At 60.8% G+C, this 17,918-nt stretch carries 21 protein-coding genes; 16 read left to right on the forward strand and 5 right to left on the reverse strand.

The window, feature by feature from the left end; genetic code table 11:
• Positions 1–17: 17 nt before the first annotated feature.
• Positions 18–464, forward strand: a complete 447-nt coding sequence (locus L879_RS23330; protein ID WP_245265249.1) for a helix-turn-helix domain-containing protein — start codon at positions 18–20, stop codon at positions 462–464.
• Between the two features lie 751 nt (positions 465–1,215).
• The gene (locus L879_RS0115670) at positions 1,216–1,557 is read left to right on the forward strand and encodes a phasin family protein (RefSeq protein ID WP_027316944.1); all 342 of its coding nucleotides are present in this window, start codon (positions 1,216–1,218) and stop codon (positions 1,555–1,557) included.
• A gap of 49 nt (positions 1,558–1,606) precedes the next feature.
• Here the strand turns inward: L879_RS0115670 and L879_RS0115675 are convergent, their stop codons facing one another.
• Complete coding sequence (locus tag L879_RS0115675) at positions 1,607–1,933, reverse strand: DUF1476 domain-containing protein (RefSeq protein WP_027316945.1); 327 nt, start codon at positions 1,931–1,933, stop codon at positions 1,607–1,609.
• Between the two features lie 912 nt (positions 1,934–2,845).
• Between L879_RS0115675 and L879_RS0115680 the strand changes: the two genes are divergently transcribed.
• Complete coding sequence (locus L879_RS0115680) at positions 2,846–4,084, forward strand: alpha/beta hydrolase (RefSeq protein WP_027316946.1); 1,239 nt, start codon at positions 2,846–2,848, stop codon at positions 4,082–4,084.
• A gap of 40 nt (positions 4,085–4,124) precedes the next feature.
• Here L879_RS0115680 and L879_RS24370 read toward each other — a convergent pair whose 3' ends face one another.
• A complete protein-coding gene (locus L879_RS24370; protein ID WP_245265251.1) occupies positions 4,125–4,262 on the reverse strand; it encodes a hypothetical protein in 138 nt (45 codons plus the stop codon).
• A gap of 928 nt (positions 4,263–5,190) precedes the next feature.
• On the opposite strand from L879_RS24370, the gene L879_RS23340 reads away from it, so the two are divergent.
• The 9 genes from L879_RS23340 (at position 5,191) to L879_RS23885 (ending at position 11,384) form a co-directional block, all read left to right on the forward strand.
• Positions 5,191–5,832: a hypothetical protein gene (locus L879_RS23340; RefSeq protein ID WP_183501411.1), complete on the forward strand. Its 642-nt coding sequence runs from the start codon at positions 5,191–5,193 to the stop codon at positions 5,830–5,832.
• 263 nt (positions 5,833–6,095) lie between these two features.
• Complete coding sequence (locus L879_RS0115700) at positions 6,096–6,389, forward strand: hypothetical protein (RefSeq protein ID WP_027316948.1); 294 nt, start codon at positions 6,096–6,098, stop codon at positions 6,387–6,389.
• A 109-nt stretch (positions 6,390–6,498) separates the two neighbouring features.
• The gene (locus L879_RS0115705; protein ID WP_027316949.1) at positions 6,499–6,663 is read left to right on the forward strand and encodes a periplasmic nitrate reductase, NapE protein; all 165 of its coding nucleotides are present in this window, start codon (positions 6,499–6,501) and stop codon (positions 6,661–6,663) included.
• Positions 6,664–6,802: 139 nt separating this feature from the next.
• Positions 6,803–6,973, forward strand: coding sequence for a 4Fe-4S binding protein (locus tag L879_RS24620; RefSeq protein ID WP_368086326.1), 171 nt, complete (start codon positions 6,803–6,805; stop codon positions 6,971–6,973).
• Positions 6,963–7,220 carry a chaperone NapD gene (locus L879_RS0115715; protein WP_027316951.1) on the forward strand — a complete coding sequence of 86 codons (258 nt, stop codon included), beginning with the start codon at positions 6,963–6,965 and terminating at the stop codon, positions 7,218–7,220. Before L879_RS24620 ends, L879_RS0115715 begins: the two co-directional genes overlap by 11 nt.
• Before the next feature lie 4 nt (positions 7,221–7,224).
• Positions 7,225–9,744, forward strand: coding sequence for a periplasmic nitrate reductase subunit alpha (gene napA, locus L879_RS0115720; protein WP_027316952.1), 2,520 nt, complete (start codon positions 7,225–7,227; stop codon positions 9,742–9,744).
• Positions 9,741–10,214, forward strand: coding sequence for a nitrate reductase cytochrome c-type subunit (locus tag L879_RS0115725; protein ID WP_027316953.1), 474 nt, complete (start codon positions 9,741–9,743; stop codon positions 10,212–10,214). The genes napA and L879_RS0115725 overlap by 4 nt, the downstream gene beginning before the upstream one ends.
• Complete coding sequence (locus L879_RS0115730; protein ID WP_035459836.1) at positions 10,214–10,831, forward strand: NapC/NirT family cytochrome c; 618 nt, start codon at positions 10,214–10,216, stop codon at positions 10,829–10,831. Before L879_RS0115725 ends, L879_RS0115730 begins: the two co-directional genes overlap by 1 nt.
• A gap of 4 nt (positions 10,832–10,835) precedes the next feature.
• Positions 10,836–11,384 (forward strand): DUF4142 domain-containing protein, encoded by a 549-nt coding sequence (locus tag L879_RS23885; protein WP_497006550.1) that lies wholly within the window; start codon positions 10,836–10,838, stop codon positions 11,382–11,384.
• Positions 11,385–11,471: 87 nt separating this feature from the next.
• On the opposite strand, the gene nirK is transcribed toward L879_RS23885, so the two are convergent.
• Positions 11,472–12,584, reverse strand: coding sequence for a copper-containing nitrite reductase (gene nirK / locus L879_RS21895; protein WP_084021084.1), 1,113 nt, complete (start codon positions 12,582–12,584; stop codon positions 11,472–11,474).
• 214 nt (positions 12,585–12,798) lie between these two features.
• On the opposite strand from nirK, the gene L879_RS0115745 reads away from it, so the two are divergent.
• Positions 12,799–13,137, forward strand: a complete 339-nt coding sequence (locus L879_RS0115745) for a DUF1858 domain-containing protein (protein ID WP_368086324.1) — start codon at positions 12,799–12,801, stop codon at positions 13,135–13,137.
• Positions 13,138–13,156: 19 nt separating this feature from the next.
• On the opposite strand, the gene L879_RS0115750 is transcribed toward L879_RS0115745, so the two are convergent.
• Positions 13,157–13,855, reverse strand: a complete 699-nt coding sequence (locus tag L879_RS0115750; protein ID WP_027316956.1) for a Crp/Fnr family transcriptional regulator — start codon at positions 13,853–13,855, stop codon at positions 13,157–13,159.
• 342 nt (positions 13,856–14,197) lie between these two features.
• On the opposite strand from L879_RS0115750, the gene L879_RS21900 reads away from it, so the two are divergent.
• The 3 genes from L879_RS21900 to L879_RS0115765 are packed head-to-tail and all read left to right on the forward strand — an operon-like array spanning position 14,198 to position 17,352.
• Complete coding sequence (locus L879_RS21900) at positions 14,198–14,683, forward strand: pseudoazurin (protein ID WP_051435352.1); 486 nt, start codon at positions 14,198–14,200, stop codon at positions 14,681–14,683.
• 39 nt (positions 14,684–14,722) lie between these two features.
• Positions 14,723–16,165 carry a cytochrome c oxidase accessory protein CcoG gene (gene ccoG, locus L879_RS0115760; RefSeq protein WP_084021086.1) on the forward strand — a complete coding sequence of 481 codons (1,443 nt, stop codon included), beginning with the start codon at positions 14,723–14,725 and terminating at the stop codon, positions 16,163–16,165.
• The gene (locus L879_RS0115765) at positions 16,165–17,352 is read left to right on the forward strand and encodes an NnrS family protein (RefSeq protein ID WP_027316958.1); all 1,188 of its coding nucleotides are present in this window, start codon (positions 16,165–16,167) and stop codon (positions 17,350–17,352) included. The genes ccoG and L879_RS0115765 overlap by 1 nt, the downstream gene beginning before the upstream one ends.
• Before the next feature lie 57 nt (positions 17,353–17,409).
• On the opposite strand, the gene L879_RS0115770 is transcribed toward L879_RS0115765, so the two are convergent.
• Positions 17,410–17,868 carry a YbaK/EbsC family protein gene (locus L879_RS0115770; protein WP_027316959.1) on the reverse strand — a complete coding sequence of 153 codons (459 nt, stop codon included), beginning with the start codon at positions 17,866–17,868 and terminating at the stop codon, positions 17,410–17,412.
• Positions 17,869–17,918: the final 50 nt, after the last annotated feature.

The raw sequence follows: 17,918 nt of genomic DNA on the forward strand, positions 1-17,918 counted from the left end.
GGAAGGGGGAGGGAGTCATGGAGATGCCGTCCGTCCGCCGGGAAGACGGGCCTCAACCGACTGATCGCGGTGCCAGCCCGCTTACAAAGGATCTTCGCCGCGTTCTCCGGATCGAGCTGCTCAAGGATTCCTGCTCGGCTGCTGAGATTGCGCGCCTGTTCTCGATCAACCGACGAACCTTGCATCGCCATTTGCGTGCCGAAGGTCTGGCATTCCGACAGGTTGCCAATGAGATCCGTTTCGAGATCGCATGTGACCTGCTCGAAAACACGGACATGGAGCTCAATCAAGTCGCCGCCGTCCTCAAGTATTCCGAGCTGAGCGCTTTCACGCGAGCGTTCCGGCGCTGGTCAGGACAAACCCCCTCGGCATGGCGCATGAGTCATTCGCGTCTTCGCAAGACGCCAGGGTTGCGGCCAATGCGTCTTCCTCGCCTGGGCCGGAAACAGGACGGTTCGCCTTAAAGTCCCGGAAGGATTCTCCCGCGCTAAATCAGCTTACTCCACATGATTGTCCCAAAAGGTCAATGAAATCGCCCAACAGCTCAAGCAGCCGCGATGCGGGTGGCATGAGAGAAAAAGGACGCGGCAGAATGTGAAGGCAGAGTAAAGGGATATTTGCAATGGCTTACATGCCCTTTTCATCTGGATTGCGCGTTGACATCGCAATATCCGCTTTCTTCCTAGCAGGCGTTATCCTGGCTCAAGATCCAAGCTCTCAGCTTGGCTTGACAAAGCGCCGGCAGCCAATTCCATCTGCTATGCAGAAACAGGAGAGTCAGCAAACGGACGCTGACAGGAGCAGGGCAGAGGCTGACCGAAAGGTGCGCGAGTGGGATCGCCGGATGAACCGCACGCTGCGCAGTATCTGCAACGGCTGCTGAGGTATTCACGTAGTGGACAAACTTACGCTCCCTTCAATCGCGATTGGAGAGATGTCATTTGTCCAGCATTCTGCTCGAACCGATCTCTCCGGAACGCGTTCTAGTTTCAGAAGAGGCACGTGCGGTCATGCTGCGCCACCGATGTTCGGTGGTATGGTCATCGGGCCCCTTCGTCGGAAAACGCCCCCGGGACTGCCTCGACGAGGAGACTCTGCGGCTGAAAGTCCATGCGGCACAGTAAGGCAGTACGTGCAGTAAACTTCGCCATTAGCCACCTCGACCAATTAACAGTGACGCTTTCATTCTGAAAGATGTGTCAAGGAGGATGAACCATGGCCACGATGCCCAAGAGCTCGGCAGTGTCCGGCGCAGTGCGCAGCACTCAGGAAACCGCTTTGTTGGGGGATAACGCCCGCAATCTGTCTAAGGCCGCGGAGGCGTGGTTTTTCGCGACGACAGAGTGCAATCGCGAGATGATTGGCTTTGTCTCGAAGCGTCTCGAGAAGGATGCCGAGACGTTCCGTCAGATGCTGGGCTGCAAGAACTTTTCGGATGCCTCAAGTCTTCACTCGCGATGGGTGGAAGAAACCCTGCGGGATTACAATACCGAAATGAGCAAGCTCATGACTATCTACACGAAGTCCATCGATAGAGGAAAGCATTCGGGCGACTGACGCCTAGCCGGAAGAGTGGCACAAAGATGCGTCATCTACGCCGAAGCAATCACCATTCGCTTGAACGGACCTGCCTGATGGCGATGGCCATCAGTTCGGCCATCTTCTCTCGAATCTGCTCGTCCGACAGGTCGATTCCTTTCGCGGCAAAATCGGCTTGGATCTTTAGGGTAAGGCTTTCATCGATCACGTGAGCCACAAGACTCCCGCTGATCTCAGCAATATAAAAATCCGATTTATCACCCTTGAGGCCAAGCTGCGCGGCGGCCCATTGTCCAAGGAGCTTATTGCGTCTTGCCAAAGCCCTGAAGCGGGCTTCTTCGTCATGTGCGAACATCTGCTCGAATGCCCGTTCGCGGTCCTGGAAAAGCGTCATGAGATCCCCTCAGGGCGACACCTGAAATTCATTGCGCAACCATCGTATCTAGTAAATTGGCGCTTGTCCGGTACGCGTCAACGGGGCGGAAAAGAGCGCATGAGATCATAAGGGCCAAATTGTCAAAGCGTTGTCACTTTCGGTCAAGCACGACCATTGGGTGGCGCTACACTATCATACCCGTTGATGGAGATTCAGGTGTCAATGTCTCCCAGGCAATCGGAGATATCTCTATCACTCTTAGCAAGAGCGATGGGTAGTTGGATACATCTGGGATGTTGATGAGGAGGGATCCATGAGAACGCTAATGATCATTTCGACGGCGGGCTTCATTGTGTTCACTGGGCTCGGAGCCACCCAAGCTCAACAGCCCAATCCCGTTCAGGGAACGCCGGGCTCTCTCTTTCCATTTGCGGCGCCTCACGAAGTCCAGATCATCAATGGGGTTCCATGCAGGACGGTGTATGACCGGCAGATGAGAATCCGGGTCCCGGTCCAGTGTGCGGGTGGGGTTCCGGTCCGGAGGGTGGATGTCGGTACGACTGGCAGCACAGGTCCCGCTACCCGAGGCGGCGTTCCCATTGCAGGCACGCCCGGATCCCTTTTCCCCTACGCGGCACCTCATGAAATCCGAATGATCAACGGCGTTCCATGCCGAACAATTTATGACAGGCAGTCCAAGACCCGCGTGCCCGTTGCATGCGCGGGCGACGTTGCTGTGCCTGGAGTTCGTTGATCCTGCTAGACTTGACGGTACCGAGGCTGACCGTTTCATTGTGTCCGCACCGGTATCGTCGAACGGTCTGGCTTGCGCTCGCGCTGGCAGTCGGCCTTCGGAACCGTTATGGTTGGGCCAAAGAGAGGTTCGGTTCCAAGGGAGGTTCCGTGCGTATCGCCCATACCCTTTCCTGGATGAGACCGGCGCGGGGGTGGCTCCTTCGAGTCGCCCTGACCGTTTCCCTGGCTTTGTCCGTCGGAGCCTGTTCAACTTTGCAGGGCGTGCTGGTTCCCGTGGACGAGCCTGTTCCCGGGACGAGCCAGGTGGATATGCTGGTGGCCACCACGCGCAAAAAGGTCGATCCCGTGCAAATGTTCTCGGGGGATCGGGGGCCAGGGGCCGCCTTTGCCAATATCACGGTTTCGATTCCGCCTGCTTCGGCCCGGCAGGTCGGGGAGGTGCAATGGCCCAGCAAGGTGCCGGGCAACCCGGCTAAGGATTTCGTCACGCTCAAGGCCGATGTGATCGATCGCGCGCAGGCACTCGCCTGGTTCCATCGCACTTTGCGAAAAACGCCGAAGCGGCAGGTCCTGGTTTTCATTCACGGATTCAACAACCGCTTCGAAGATGCGGTTTTCCGCTTCGCGCAGATCGTACACGATTCCCAGGCTCCCGTCGTGCCGATCCTCTTTACCTGGCCCTCCCGCGGCAGTGTCCTGGCCTATGGTTATGACCGGGAGAGCACAGCATATTCCCGCAACGCCCTCGAGAACCTGCTAAAGGCGATCTCAAGCGATCCTTCTGTCGGCGAAATATCGATCCTGGCCCATTCCATGGGGAACTCGCTCGCGCTCGAGACCCTGCGTCAGATGGCGATCCGTGACGGGCGGGTCGCGTCCAAGATCCGCAACGTGCTGCTGGCGGCACCGGATGTCGATGTCGATCTCGCGCGGGAGGCAATTGCCGATATGGGGTCGAAGGGGAGCCGCCCTTCATTCACTCTTTTCGTCTCGCAGGATGATCGGGCCTTGGCTCTTTCCCGGCGTGTCTGGGGCAGCGCAGCGCGCCTGGGCGCGATCAATCCCGATCAGGAGCCGTACCGGACGCAGCTCGAACAGGCGAATGTCACCGTCCTCGACCTGACCAAGCTCCAGGCGGGCGACGCGCTCAATCACGGCAAGTTCGCCGAGAGCCCGGAGGTCGTTCAGCTTATCGGGAAGCGCCTGGCCGAGGGGCAGACGGTGACGGATTCCCGGATGGGGCTGGGCGATCGCATCATCCAGGTGACAGCCGGAGCCGCTGCCGCGGTCGGGACGGCCGCAGGCCTTGCGGTTTCGGCTCCCGTCGCCGTCGTCGATCCGCAGACGCGGCAAACCTTCGGCGATCATGTCCAGGAGCTGGGGAACTCCGCTGCCAGCGTCGTAACCCCTTAACCAGACATCATGGAGTGCCATGTTGACGAGGCGCTTCGTCTCAGGGCGAGCAGCGCTGATACCGGCTGCCGATCGTATCCTCGGCGTTGAAATACCGGACGAGCGATCCGTCGGGAGCTGTAGACATAAGGACCGTCACGTCGCTCGACGATATTGTGTTCGTGCAGTCCAGGGTCATGAGGTGGCGGTCCCCCGCTGGCTTGATGGACCTGACCCGGCAGGATGCCGCAGGGGTTCTCAGGCGGTTTCCCGAGATGATGAAGGCCGGAGCAAAGATGTCGATCGGCTGCTTGAAGGAGACGCCTTTTCCTCCTGACGAGTAAACGTCAGCGCAGGAGGATCCCTGAGCCAGCCAGGCTCCCTGGTAGGTCGTGTGTGCCTGCTCGGCGGCTTGCGCGCCGGTCAAGCTTAGAATGAGAGCGACAAGGCATATCGATCCCATTCGCCCACTTGGCCGATGCATCCCGCCATGATTGATGTTCGCCATCGTCAAGACCTCATTCCCTGAATTCTGCGAGACAACATTCTTCCGACAGACCCTGCAGGACATGCAGATGAACGGTTAAGCTACTCTATCGCGCGTCCAGCCTGACGCTTGATCGTTTGAGACATGTTCTTGACAGATTGGGGCGTTCACGGCGGCAGCCGCCATGCCCATTCGGATGAGTTGCCATTGCGAGAAGAGAGTGCTGCTGGATGCCGCGGTCTCGCGCATGCCCCTGGCCCAAAATGTCAAGAGATTGTCATCGCCGATCAAGCGCGGATTGCAAGGGGAGTTAGACTGGCAGGGAAAGCTGGATGAACGATGGTTGCATGTGTTCAAGCTGTCTTCCCGATCCTGAGCATGACCTATGCCCGGACCGGAGAAAACATGACATTCCACAGCGTGGCCGCAGGGGGAATTAAAGCGTTCAAGCAGGCGTCAATCCCATTCGCGCCATTGTCGCAACTCCCGCAACTGTATCGTCCATCTGAACGGAAGACCGTCCCCTTGTCATCAAGTCTCTGCCCGCCAACTACCTTCATGAAGTGGAGGGAGAGCACGGCGCGCATATTCTCGGTCAGGGGCCCATGGATTCATCTTCCGCCAATCCAGGAGAACGGCGATGAACAAGCTTATCGTTGCATTGGGCATTATTGCCACAGGTGCATTTCTTGTTCCTGACGGGGCCTCGGCCCAGCACGGCGGAGGCTTCCGGGGTGGCGCACCGAGCTTTCGCGGCGGCGGGTTCGGCGGTGGCGGCATGATACGACCGCCGATGATGGGCGGTGGCATGATGGGCGGCGGGATGAGAGGTGGATTCGCGGGGCCCGGCATGGGAGGGTTCCGTGCGGCGGCCATCGCCCGTCCCGGCGTCTCCGGCGGCTTCTATCGCCCTAACGCGGTCTTCCGTCCCGGCTTCGGAGGCTACGGCGTCCGCACTCCCTATTATGGCGTTCGCACTCCCTATTACGGCCGCGTCTACGGAGCCTACCGCCCCTATTATCGCGGGTATTACGGACGCGGTTGGCGATATCCTTATTACGGCGGCTATTACGGCTGGGGTTATCCATATTACGGCTACGGGACGGCCCTGGCGGCTGGCCTTGCCTTGGGAACGCTCGCCTATCCCTATTCCTACGGCTACTACGACTATCCCAATTATTACGGCACCGCCTCTTACGAGGATTGCTACTGGGTGCGTCGCCGCATCGTCGGACGGGATGGCCGGATTTACATCCGTCGGGTTCAGGTCTGTGAATACTGATGCTGGGCGCCTGAGCGAAGATGCTTGGTCTGCCGTCAGTCGATGAGCCAGGCGCGAGATCCGAGGTTAGTGCATCATGCGCTTGGGTTCGATCTGCGCTCTATTACCGGCCCACGATCATGACGACGCTATGCCTGAAAGCCATCGACGGCCCGGCAAAAAGCAGGAGGCTTTTCGATGCGAAGGACCGTTACGCCCGGCAACCGGCGCCTAGGGCGGTTCATCGCCCTTGAGGAGACTTGAGGAGAATAGAGGAGGGCGACTTGAAGCGAGCCTTGATCCTGTTGGCTGTGGCGGCCTTTGCGTCTGACGCCCAGGCACAATCGCGCCCCTCTACCGTGGCCATGACCTGTAGCGCCAGCCGCCAGCTGGTGATGTCGCGCGGTGCCGTTGTGCTCGGGACGGGCGGATATACGTATGACAGGTTCGTCCGTGACGGCTCGTTCTGTCTGGTTGGCGAATATACCCAGACGGCCTTCGTTCCAAGCCTCGATACGCCCCAATGCTTCGTCGGCTACCGCTGCAAGGCCGGGCCGCGGGATCTGTTTGGCGACTAGCAGACCTAGCCGACGCACTGCCCGCAGATTCTTTTCACATCGGGACGGAACTTCCGCCAGATTGAAGCGTTGCCATTTACCCGTGGCCTCTCTTCTGAACGTCCCAATCATGCGCTCGGAAACAATAGAACACGGCAGAAAGAAACGTGAGGTTTTCACTTTTCTCATTCTTGCCGTCCTGATCTGGCCCTTCATTGCTGTCGGCGTCGTCGCGGGCTGGGGCTTCATCATCTGGATGTATTACCTGTTTACCGGCCCCCCAGGCCCGGTTTGAGGCGCGGTCTATGGCGGAGGTTGTAGATCGGAAGCGTCGAGGCTTACTGCTCGGCCCATTCGCCCGGGAACGGAGCGCCGACACCTCCCTCAATGCCGTTATCGGCGCGTCCTGTCTCGCTTTCCAAGGCATCGCCTGCATGAGTTGCCGCGATGCCTGTACCCCCGCTGCCATCTGCTTCGATCTTGCTTTCGGAGGCGCTCGCCCCAGCATCGTCATGGATACTTGCACCGGCTGCGGAGACTGCGTTCAGGCATGCCCGGCCGATGCCATTCAGCTCTGTGCACGAGAGGTCGCCCATGAGCCGTGAATGTCACATCTCCAGCCTCGTGGTTCACAGCCGGCCGGATCGGGTGGCCTCCGTCGTCGACGGCATCGGTGCGATCGAGGGCGCGGAGGTCCATGGTGGCGAAGAGGCGGGTAAGCTGATCGTCACCCTTGAAACGGAAACGGAGAACCAGGTCGTCGAGCGCGTCAATGCCATCCAGTTGCTCGACGGAGTCCTGGCCGCGACTCTTGTCTTTCATCATTTCGAGCCCGTTCCAGAGCTGGAGTAGAACGATGGATCTTACGCGCCGCGCGCTTCTCAAGGCACAGGCGGCCGCTGCGGCAGCAGCGGCGGCGAACGTCGCTCTTCCCGCAAAGGCGCAGAACATCGCGACGGGCGAGGATCTCCATCTCCAATGGTCGAAAGCGCCCTGCCGCTTCTGCGGCACGGGCTGCGGCGTGATGGTTGCGGTAAAGGATGGCCGTGTCGTCGCTACGCATGGCGATATGCAGGCGGAGGTCAATCGCGGCCTCAACTGCGTGAAGGGCTACTTCCTGTCGAAGATCATGTATGGCAGCGACCGGCTTACCCAACCGCTCATGCGCATGAAGAACGGTCAATTCGCCAAGGACGGCGAATTCCAGCCCGTTTCCTGGGAACGCGCCTTCGACGAGATGGCCAGCCAGTGGAAGCGGGTGCTCAAGGAGAGGGGACCGGAGGCCGTCGGCATGTTCGGTTCCGGCCAATGGACGATGTGGGAGGGCTACGCCGCATCCAAGCTGATGCGGGCGGGGTTCCGCTCCAATAATCTCGACCCGAATGCCCGCCATTGCATGGCATCCGCTGCCGTGACCTTCATCCGCACCTTCGGCATGGACGAGCCGATGGGATGCTACGACGATTTCGAGAACGCGGACGCCTTCGTGCTCTGGGGCTCGAACATGGCCGAGATGCACCCGATCCTCTGGACGCGCGTGACCGACCGCCGACTGAGCCACCCGCATGTAAAGATCGCAACGCTCTCCACCTATGAGCACCGGACGACCGATCTGTCCGACATGACCTTGATCTTCAAGCCCGGATCCGACTTGGCGATTCTCAATTACATCGCGAACTACATCATCCGGAACGGTGCCGTTAACCGCGATTTCGTGGAGAAACATTGCAACTTCCGGCTGGCGAATACCGATATCGGCTACGGCCTGCGGCCCGAGCATGTCCTGGAGCAGCGGGCGCAGCATGCCAACGATGCGCAGGTCTCCCAGGCGGCGAGCTTCGAGGATTATGCGAAGCTCATGAGCGAATACACGGTCGAGAAAGCTTCGGACCTGTCGGGCATCCCAAAGGAGCGGCTCGAGGCTCTGGCGCGGCTCTATGCTGACCCGAAGACCAAGGTGATGTCGCTCTGGACCATGGGATTCAACCAGCATGTCCGCGGCGTCTGGGCGAACCACATGGTCTATAACCTGCACCTGCTCACGGGAAAGATCGCAGAGCCCGGCAATTCCCCGTTCTCGCTGACGGGGCAGCCCTCGGCCTGCGGAACGGCCCGCGAGGTCGGCACGTTCAGCCATCGCCTGCCGGCCGACATGCAGGTCACCAATCCCGAGCACCGCAAGCATGCGGAAGAGATCTGGAAGCTTCCTCACGGCCTCCTGCCCGACAAGGTCGGCTATCATGCCGTGCAGCAGGACCGCATGCTCAAGGACGGCAAGCTCAACGCCTACTGGATCATGGTCAACAACAATCTCCAGACGGCGCCGAACACGAACAACGAGACCTATCCCGGCTACCGCAATCCCGCGAATTTCGTGGTGGTGTCGGATGCCTATCCAACCGTGACCGCCATGGCGGCGGACCTGATCCTGCCGGCCGCCATGTGGGTTGAAAAGGAAGGTTCCTACGGCAATGCGGAGAGGCGCACGCATTTCTGGCATCAGCTCGTCAATGCACCGGGCGAAGCCCGCTCGGACCTCTGGCAGCTGATGGAATTCTCGAAGCGATTCACCACCGACGAGGTGTGGCCGGCGCAGATCCTCGACGCCAATCCGGATTACAAGGGAAAGAACCTGTTCGATGTTCTCTTCAAGAACGGCGCCGTCGACAGGTTTCCTTTGTCAGAGCTTGATCCGGCTTACGAAAATCATGAATCCAAGGCGTTCGGCTTCTATGTCCAGAAGGGGCTGTTCGAGGAATATGCCGGCTTCGGGCGCGGTCACGGTCACGATTATGCGCCCTTCGACATGTATCACGAGGCGCGTGGTCTCCGCTGGCCCGTGGTGAACGGTCAGGAGACGCGCTGGCGCTATCGGGAAGGCTACGACCCCTATGTCGAGAAAGGCAGCGGGGTGCAGTTCTACGGTAATCCGGACAAGAAGGCCAATATCATGGGCGCGCCCTACGAACCGCCCGCCGAATCTCCCGATGCGGAATACGATCTCTGGCTCGTGACGGGCAGGGTTCTCGAGCATTGGCACTCGGGCTCCATGACCTTGCGCGTTCCCGAACTCTACAAGGCCTTTCCCGGCGCGGTGGTCTTCATGCATCCCGATGACGCGGCCAAGCGGCATCTCAGGAGAGGGCAGGAGGTGAGGGTGGTTTCGCGACGCGGGGAAATCCGCAGCCGTGTAGAGACTCGCGGACGCAACCGCGTTCCGCCGGGGCTGATCTTCGTGCCCTTCTTCGATGCCAGCCAGCTGATCAACAAGGTCACGCTCGACGCGACGGATCCGATCTCGAAGCAGACGGACTTCAAGAAATGCGCGGTCAAGGTCGTCGCGGCAGCCATGGCGGATGCGGGAGAACAGCCATGAGGCGCAGTATCTTCGCCGCCTTGCTCGCCTTTGGGCCCTGCCTGGCGGCTGGGGCGATCCTGGCGCAGGATGCGCCGCGCCTGCGAGGTCCTGATCCCTTCTCCAAAGAAATTCCGGCCCCTCCGATGCAGCGGCAGGTCACGGACGATCTGCGCGTGATGCGCAACTACCCGGATCAGCCACCCGTGATCCCGCATGCCATCGAAGGCTACGCCGTCGACCTGAATGCGAACAAGTGCATGTCCTGTCACGCACGCAAATTCACGGAGCAGAGTCAGGCTCCGATGATCAGCGTGACGCATTACCAGGACAGGGCAGGCAACACCCTCGGCGGGTTGTCTCCCAGGCGCTATCTGTGCGTGTCCTGCCACGTGCCGCAGACAACGGCGAAGCCTCTCGTCGAGAATACCTTTGCCGATATGGATGCTCTGACCGAGCCTGAGCGGCAGCCAGCACGAGGGCGAAACTGATGGCGGCCGGAATCGCACGTGCATGGGGCTGGTTTCGGGGAAATGCCTGGGTCAAGACGGCGCTCGGCCCGCCCCTCTATCTGAGCCTGGCTTTTCTCACCCTTGGAGGATTCGTGGCCGGCGTCGCCTTTTGGGGCGCGTTCAACACGGCCCTGGAGGCCACGAACACGGAGACATTCTGCACGAGCTGCCACGAGATGGAGGCCAACGTATTCGAGGAGCTGAAAGGAACCATTCACTTCACGAACCGGTCCGGCGTGCGCGCCACATGCCCGGATTGCCATGTTCCCCACCAATGGACGAACAAGATCGCCCGCAAGATGCAGGCCTCGAAGGAGGTCTGGGGCCATATCTTCGGCTCGATCAATACGCGGGAGAAGTTCCTGGCCATGCGTAAGCATCTGGCCGAACGCGAGTGGGCGCGCATGAAGGCGAACGATTCGCTCGAGTGCCGCAACTGTCACAGCTCCGAATCCATGGATCTGACGAAGCAGAACCCGCGCGCGGCCTCGGCGCATGAGCGCTTCCTCTTTAGCGGTGAGAGAACCTGCATCGACTGTCACAAGGGCATCGCGCATCGCCTGCCTGACATGTCGGGCGTTCCGGGATGGCAGTAAGATCATGAATGCCTTCAAATCGCTGGCAACGGCATTCCTTATTGGATGGTTGCTCCCATGGCCTGCTCCCCACGCCTGGGCTCAGGGGCAGGCAACGAGCGGCAATGCGACACAGCCCCGTTCCATCGAGCCGATGGAATTCATCCGGCTGGCCCATAGCTCCTCCTCATTTCAGGAAAGTGCTGCCAAGCTGGCGGCCGGCCGCGAGACGAGGCCCGAGGTCAAGAGCTACGCGGCTGCCGCCGCCGACTTCCGTGCCGGTCTCCTGAAGCGGCTCGAAACCTTCGCAGGTGAGCGGAACATGCCGGTGCCCTCCATGAAGGAATTCGAACATCAGATCATCCTCGAAAACCTGGAACCTCTCGACTTCCTCGCCTTGAGCCGGCGCTACGCGGAGGTTCAGATTCAGGCTCTCGATCAGGAACTGACCGTCTACCGAGCGGCAAGCCTGGGCCCGAATGAGGAGGTCAAGGCGTTCGCCGCTCAAGTCCTGCCCGAGCTGCAGCGGCAGCGTGAGGAGGCGCAGAAGATGTACGAGGCGATCAAGCCCTGATGTCGTTCTCTCGCTTTTCGCCTAATCGAATGCGACAACCCGGGCTTGCGCCCGGGTTAGCGGATCAACCCATCCGTTCTGCGGCTATCAGTGACCGCCGGTCGATTCAGCCGATTTCTGCGGATCGTAATCCTTGAAGATGGCCTCGTTCTCCGGCCCTTCGACCTGAAGGACACCCGCCAGTCCACGCTCGACACGGCTCAGGGCATGGTCGACGAGGATATAGTTGCCGGGAACCTCGACCTTGAAGTCGACCACGCTGGCGCCTCCGGGAGGGGTCGTGATCGTCTGGACATCTTTCAGGGGCGAGCTGAGCGAGGCCAGCGGATAGGCTTTGTCGAAGATCTCGCCGATCACATGGAAGGACGATGTATAGTTCGGCCCGCCTACACCGAAATAGATCCGCACGCTCTCGCCGACTTTCGCCTTGAGCGGGTTCTTCTTCAGAGCGTCGGTGCTGCCGTTGAAGATGAAGTACTCGGGCCGTTCGCTCAAGAGCTTGTCGATGCTCTCCTCCGCATGTCCTTTCGTGCCGTAGGGCTGCTCCGTATAAAGCTCACCCTGCATCACGTAGAATTCATGATCGACCTTCGGCAAACCCTCTTCAGGTTCCACCAGGATCAGGCCGTACATGCCGTTGGCGATGTGCTGGGCCACCGTGGGCGTTGCGCAGTGATACACATAGAGGCCGGGATTCATCGCCTTGAATTCGAAACCTCGCGTCTCGCCAGGAGCCGCTTCCGTGGCCCTTGCGCCACCGCCGGGGCCCGTGACGGCATGGAAGTCGACATTGTGCATCATGAGGCTTCCGTCGTCGTTCTTGAGCTTGACCTCGACGGTGTCGCCGACCTTCACGCGGACGAACGGACCTGGAACCTTGTTGTTGAAAGTCCAGTAGTGATAGGTCGTGCCATCGGCGAGTTCGCCCGTGACTTCGGTCGTGTTCAGATCGACCTTCATCCGCTGAGGTCCGCGCTTGCCGATGGGGCCGGGGAGGTCGGTCGGAAGGCGCACAATGTTGACGGGAGCAGCAGCCGCGCCACTGACATCCGTGCTCATGTGCATGTGAGGTGTCGCAGCCGCGAGCTTGTCGCCGGCATGGGCGGGCAGAGGCTGGGCGAGCAGGGCTGCCGCACCAAGGGCAAGAACAGCAGCCGTCGCAAGCAGCGGCCGGCGTCCCGAGATCGTCATGGTCTTCATCGTCGTCTCCTGTATGGGACCGCCTGGCGGATCGTTTCAGTCCGTCATCGGATGAAGACTTTGTAAGGCGATTGCCGGCAGGCTTATTTGTCGCGGCGCAAAGAGAACGACGGATATGGGTAAGGAGAAATACGGAGGCCGACAGTCATCGGTTCCAGAAAATGGAGAGGATCACGATCATGACCGGTCATTCGTTTCCTGGCCAAGGCAATGGATGACAGATCCCATCTTGATTGACGTGGCGCAAAGACCATTATCGTGCAGATGGCATGATTATTTCTACGTTGAACGAAGGATGGAGGGTGCGATGCCTGTGGAGGCCACCCAGCTTGTCGATGATGTCATGAGACGCTGGCCCGCGACGATCCGGGTCTTTCTGAATCACAAGATGCATTGTGTCGGGTGCCCGATCACATGCTTTCATACCGTGGCCGATGCTTGCCGCGAGCATAACGTGAACCAGACGGGTTTCCTAGCGGAGCTGAACGCCATGATCGGGCAGAAAGCCCCTTCATCAGGCGAAGGCCAGCCCGGCGCAACGGCGATCTGCTGAGCAGAAGAGAGAAAGGAATTCAGCCTGCCGGAGGCTCTGCAAGCAGAAAGAGCTTGTGAGGATTCCTGATCGATATTCTCTGGCGTCCGCTGTCGACGAGGCCCTGATCCTCCCATGCGCTCAGGATACGGCTGACCGTGTGAAGGGTGGTTCCCGTCATCTCGGCGACATCCTGCCGTGAGATTGGAAAGTCGATCTGGATTCCGTCCTCGCCCTTCCGGCCCGCCTGCTGGGCCAGCCGCAACAGCGCATGGGCGATCCGTCGCTCGACCTGTTCGGTCGACATCTCGATCACGCGGGTATGCGCCTCCTGGAGGCGGCTGCCTACGGTTTGGATCGCATTGACGGCAAGGGACGGATGCTTGGCGACGAGGCGGGGCCAGGCAGGGGAAGGCCAGACGAGGGCGACGCTGTCGACCACGGCGAGAGCTGACGCCGGATAGGTCGTCCGTCCCATCGCCATGGCAATCCCGAAGATTTCGCCGGGGGTCACGAAGCGAACCACGACCTGTTGTCCATCGGGCGTGACCTTCATCACGCGCAGATGGCCATGGAGCAGGACGAAAAAGGAATGGGCGTCCTCATCCTGCTGGAAGACGCTCGCTCCCTTCGGGTAGCGGATGGATTGCGCTTCCTTCAGGATCGCACCCACATCGTCATCGCCGAGGCCCGCGAACATGGGCAGGTCAGCAACCAGGGACTTGTCCAGGCTCGGCATGGGACTGGCTCCGGTTCATCGAAGGTGTGTCTGGGAAACTCGCTTGGACATCTTGAGATCCATGAAGGCCGCACCGATCGAAGGTGCGAAATCCATTTTTCGGCGTAGCCTTTTGAAAGGCTCTATCATGCTCGGGTTCAAGGGGAATTGAGCTATCTCAAAAGGTTCTCCAGCCTTGCTTCTAGGCCGGATTAAGGGATTGCCCTTAGGAATATACCTGAGAGGCCGGCAATGTGCGCCTTGTTTGTTGCAGCGCAAATATCCGCTCGCGAATGGGCCTATGACATCTCCTCAAGAGCCGGGCGGCTCACGGATATCGCATCCGGAATGAGGAGAAAGATCATGCGGAAGGTTATTGTTCTCGGCGTTCTCGCGGTTGCTTTTGGGGCCGTTGGAGCCGCCAGCGCCGCCGAGGTCGAGGTGAGGATGCTCAACAAGGGCGCCGAGGGTGTGATGGTGTTCGAGCCGGCCTTCGTGAAACTCAACCCTGGAGACACGGTCAAGTTCGTAGCCGCGGACAAGGGGCACAATGTCGAGAGCGTCGAGGGAATGATCCCTGAGGGTGGCAAGCCTTTCATCGGTAAGATGAACGAGGAGCTTGCGGTCACCTTCGACCAGCCGGGCGTCTATGGCTACAAGTGCAAGCCGCATTACGGAATGGGCATGGTGGGCATGGTCGTCGTCGAGCCGACGAACGTCGATCAGGCCAAGGCTGCAACCCATCCCGGCAAGGCCAAGCAGATCTTTGCAGGCCTGTTCGACAGGCTTGCCGCCACCAAGACGGCAGCGAAGTTACGGCTTCCACGTGACCCCGCCCGCCGCGTTTAGACGCGGCGGCGCTACCCATTCCGACCATTTTGAAATGTCATGGCTACGCTCGATATCAGCTTCAAACCGGAACGGGCTCACCTGCGCAAGCCGAAGCGCGGCGTGATCGCCGAAAAGGTTGTCCCACAATCCGTCTCGGGCCGTTATCGACGGCTGAAATGGGCAGCGCTGATCGCTTGCTTGGCGCTCTATTACATCCTGCCCTTCATTCGGTGGGACCGTGGGCCGAGCCAGCCGGACCAGGCGGTGCTCCTCGATGTCGAGCGTGGACGCCTCTACGTCTTCTTCATCGAGATATGGCCACAGGAGGTCTATTACCTCACGGGCCTGCTGATCCTCGCCACACTGGTCCTTATCTGGCTCAATGCGGTCGCGGGGCGCGTCTGGTGCGGCTATTTCTGCCCCCAGACCGTCTGGACGGATCTGTTCCTTCTGGTCGAGCGCTGGATCGAGGGCGACCGCAGGGAGCGCCTGAAGAAACAGGGAGCCGCGCTGACGCCGAGGCGCGCATGCGAGATCGGGCTCAAGCATGCGACCTGGCTTCTCATCGCCATGGGAACGGGAGGCGCTTTCGTTCTTTATTTCACGGATGCTCCGACCCTGCTCGCCGATCTCGCCTTGGGCCGGGCCTCCGCCGTCGCCTATGCCTGGGTCGCCATCCTGACCGGCACGACCTATACCCTGGCCGGGTTCGCGCGCGAGCAGGTGTGCACGTGGATGTGCCCGTGGCCGCGGCTCCAAGGGGCGATCTGGGATCCGGAGGCGCTCACGGTCAATTACCGCGACTATCGGGGCGAACCGCGCGGCTCGGCCAAGAAGGCTGCCGAGTTGAAAGCGAGCGGTGCTCCTGCGGGCGACTGCGTCGATTGCATGCAATGCGTGAATGTCTGCCCGATCGGAATCGACATTCGCGAGGGACCCAACTTCGCGTGCATCAACTGCGGATTGTGCGTGGATGCCTGCGACAGCGTGATGACGAAGCTGTCCCGCCCTCGCGGCCTGATCGATTACGAGGCCTGGGCGAATATCGAGCGGGGACGCCGCAACGAGGCTCCCCGGCGCCGCGTGATCAGGCCGAAGACCGTCGGTCTCGGACTTGCCGTCGTGACGCTGACGGGACTGATGGGCGTGAGCCTTGCCCTGCGCGGCGACGCCAAGATCACGGTCATTCACGATCGCAACCCGGTGGCCGTGAGATTGTCGGACGGCCAGACCCGAAACGGTTACGCGGTGCGCCTCTACAACAAGGCGGGCCAGGAACGCTCGTTCCGCCTGGACGTGACGGGATTGCAGGGGCTCGTCGAGATCGTCGGCGAGGAGGGCCCGGTCGGCGTTGCCTCGGATGCGACCCGTGAGTTGCGCGTGCTCGTCACGGCCCCCATCGATGAGAGGCAAGCTGTCACCTTCACGGCCACCGATGTCGAGACGGGAAAAGTCGTGTCAGCGCAAGACGTCTTCATACCAGTCGATGGAGGCCGATGATGGCTCCGATCCCTCGCTTGCGGGATTACAATGGACCCGCTCTCCTGTCCTATGGCTTCCGCCCGTTCTTCCTTTTCGGCTCGCTCTACGCGGGCGCGGCGATCCTCGCATGGTTGCCGGTTTTCCATGGCGAGCTCGAGCTGGCGAGCGTCTTCGCGCCCCGGGACTGGCACATTCACGAGATGCTCTACGGCTATCTCGCCGCCGTGATCACGGGTTTCCTGCTGACGGCGGTTCCGAACTGGACCGGGCGCATGCCGCTTCAGGGGCGGCCATTGCTCATTCTCGTCCTGGTCTGGGCCACGGGTCGCTTCGCCGTGACCCTGTCGTCCTGGATCGGCTGGGGGCCTGCCGCCATCATCGACAATGCGTTCCTGGTTCTCGTCGCAGCCGCCATCGGCCGGGAGATCGTGAAAGGAAGGAACTGGCGCAATCTCAAGGTACTGATTGCGCTCGCGATCCTCGTAGCGGGAAATCTCATCTTTCATGTCGAGGCGCATGTCTTCGGGGGCGCCGATTATGGCATCCGGTTCGGGATTGCTTCCGTCATGATGCTGATCATGCTGATCGGGGGGCGCATCGTGCCGAGCTTCACGCGCAACTGGCTCGCCAGGGAAAATCCCGGTCGCCTGCCGGCAGCGTTCGGGGCCTTCGATATCGCCTCGATGACCGGCGCAGGACTCGCTCTTTTGGCTTGGATCGCTTTTCCCGATCGGCCCGTCACCGGCGCGGCGCTGATCGCCGCTGGCCTCCTTCAGGCCGTACGGCTGGCGCGGTGGGCGGGCGAGCGCACATGGCGCGACCGGCTCGTTCTCATACTGCATGTCGGCTATGCCTTCGTGCCGCTCGGCTTCGTTCTCCTGGGGCTGGCGGCTTTGGGAGTTCTGCCGGCTGCGGCGGGCATCCATGCCTGGACAGGGGGAGCCATGGGAATCATGACCCTGGCCGTCATGTCCAGGGCCAGTCTCGGGCATACGGGAAGGGCGCTTGTCGCGAGCGTGGCGACCCAGGGGCTCTACCTGTTGCTCATCGCCGCCGCTCTCGCTCGGGTCTGCGCGGCGATCCACCCCGATTGGAGCGGCGCCCTCCTGCATGTGGCGGGCGGCGCATGGGCCGGCGCCTTTGCAGGGTTCGCGCTGCTTTACTGGAAGGTCTTCATTGGGCCGAAGGTCTCTTCAGGGCGCTGACGGGACGCTTCTCAAGCCGTCGGTCCCGCTGCACAGTGGCTCGTGGCCATCCATGCGTTACTGGCAGACATCCACCCACTCCGCTCCGACGAGGTCCGCCATGCGCTGCGGATTGATGCGCACGGCCGCGTGGATGGAGCCCGCGGCCGGAACGACCTCGTCGAAGGCCTTCAGGGATATGTCGCAATAGACCGGAAGGGGCGTCGCCAAGCCGAAAGGGCAAACGCCGCCTACCGGATGCCCGGTCAGGGCTTGAACCTGTTCCGCGTCCAGCATGGAAGCCTTACCGCCGAAGGTCGCCTTGACCTTGCGGTTGTCCAACCGTGCAGTCCCGCTGGCGACGACGAGGAAGCTTTTATCTCCGACCCGCAGGGAGAGAGTCTTGGCGATCCTCTCAGGACCCACGCCATGCGCTTCAGCCGCCTGGGCGACGGTTGCGGTGCTCGTCTCCATTTCGATTATCTCGAGATCCGGTGCATTCCGGGCCAGAAAGGCGCGAACGGATTCAAGGCTCATGGCCGAGGGACTCCTTTCGTGATGGCATGACGAGCGAAGGCCTGGCCGCA

Origin of the sequence: Microvirga flocculans ATCC BAA-817 (assembly GCF_000518665.1) — a bacterium.
Taxonomy (GTDB): domain Bacteria; phylum Pseudomonadota; class Alphaproteobacteria; order Rhizobiales; family Beijerinckiaceae; genus Microvirga; species Microvirga flocculans.